This is a genomic window from Bradyrhizobium sp. PRIMUS42 (assembly GCF_023006515.1).
Taxonomy (GTDB): domain Bacteria; phylum Pseudomonadota; class Alphaproteobacteria; order Rhizobiales; family Xanthobacteraceae; genus Bradyrhizobium.
In genome coordinates, this window is the sequence record NZ_JALBGZ010001581.1 from 1 (window position 1) to 476 (window position 476).

General features: G+C 68.9%; 1 pseudogene. It reads right to left on the reverse strand.

Annotated elements, in window-relative coordinates:
• A pseudogene (locus tag MOV75_RS41765) lies at positions 1-476 on the reverse strand (GGDEF domain-containing protein); the annotation flags it as partial.

The following is a 476-nucleotide window of genomic DNA, read 5'->3' on the forward strand; positions in this document are numbered from 1 at the left end:
GTCTGCTCGACCGCCTTGGCGAAATCGCGGGCGAAAGCTTCCACCGTCAGCAGGCCGCTGCGCGGATCGAGCCAGCCGCCGGCATCGATCGAGCGCAGCGTGCGGCTCAATTGTGCTTCCATCGCGTGCTGGCGGATCAGGGGCAGCGCATTGGCCGCGACCTTGGCCGGCTCGCCCGGGATCAGCTCGAGATTGGGCAGGTCGTAAGTCTGGGTCAGCTGGTGCGCGGTGACGACGACGGGCAGGCTGCGGAAGCGGGTGTCCTCGGCGAGCACCGTGAGAAAGGCGTCGGTGACGCGCGCTGTAAAACCCTCCGCGAGCACGACGCCATCGAGGTCACGGGTGTTGAGATGTTTCGCGGCCGCCTCGATCGAGAGTGCGCCGACCACGCCGACGCGTTCACCGAGCGCGACGGAGAGCGCGGGATAGGCCGCGCCCCTGCCGACCAGGAGCACGGTGGCATCGCGTGCGGGATC